We start from the raw sequence: 1,110 nt of genomic DNA, 5'->3' as shown, positions 1-1,110 counted from the left end.
CTAGAATTCTGTCATCATATTTGACGAAGCGATTCCATAAATTTTGAGCAGGCGTTTGCTTTCCTTTCTTTTTTGGTTTCGAAGAATACACCTGATTTTCTTTCAATATGGATTGATAGATGGTAACCAGATTCTCTTGTTCCACTTTTTGCAGAATTCCCTTGTATTGCTTTTTTAGATGCAACGCTTGCGTTAGAAATCCCTGCATTTGTTGTGCCCATTTTTGGCCGGTACTATCTATAATTCCTTGCAAATCTCGTAAGAGATGGGCATTACATAAAACGTGTCGACAATCTGTAAATACATCATACGGCTTCCAACCATCATGCATGGCAATTCCAGAAAAAGCAGGCAAAATTTCACCCGCATCCATCGCTTCTTTCCCGCGTTTTTCATGAATATGTTGCAATGTCACCTCCGGTGTACTTGCAGTATGTAACCAGTGTGTTTTACCTTCTACTCGCATACCGGTTTCATCAAAATGAACAACCGAAGACTGAAGAATCTTCTCTTTGGCTTCCTGTACAAAAAGCTGCAATTGAGAAGCAAAAGCTTGTGTATGATTGACTAACGTTCCTTCGCTGATAGAATGGCCAAAACAATCTTGAAAGAATTCTTTTGTTCGTTTCAAAGAAATGCACTGATAATGTGTTAAATAAGGAATCAGTCTTTTTATATTCGGACCATATTGTACAGAATGAGAGACAGTAGAAGGAAACTGGGATTCTTGGATAGAATGGCAATATGGGCATTCTTTTTGTTCCACTTTATGTTCTGTTATTTCTATCTGGATAGGTGGTAAATCATACACTTGACGAATGCGGTATCCTTTCACAGGCTCGTGCTGTAAGGATGTGTTACAACAAGTACAATGCGTAGGAGAATAGGTAATCGTATGGTCCGGAGTCGTTGTCAAATGAAGCGTATGTCCTTTATGGCCCAACTGGCCACCTGTTTGACGATTAGACGGTTTGCGCAAACTTTTTGTAATCGGTTTACGCAAACCATCTGTAGAAGGTGGTTTATGACTATTTGTAGAGTTTTTTTTTGAAGCGTGTTCTAGTTCTTGAATCCGTTTTTCTAACTTAGAAAATGTTTCTTCAAATAAAG

Annotated in this window: 1 protein-coding gene; it reads right to left on the bottom strand. The window is 38.6% G+C overall.

Features of this window, described 5'->3' with window-relative positions; genetic code table 11:
- Window positions 1-1,110, bottom strand: a 1,110-nt coding sequence (gene tnpC, locus ACODS7_RS32180) for an IS66 family transposase (RefSeq protein ID WP_488828626.1), incomplete at both ends; no start/stop codon positions are given.

The organism is Bacillus sp. FG16 (genome assembly GCF_057809515.1).
The sequence above is the reverse complement of the archived record's forward strand: the minus strand, read 5'-3'. Positions and strand labels throughout refer to the sequence as shown.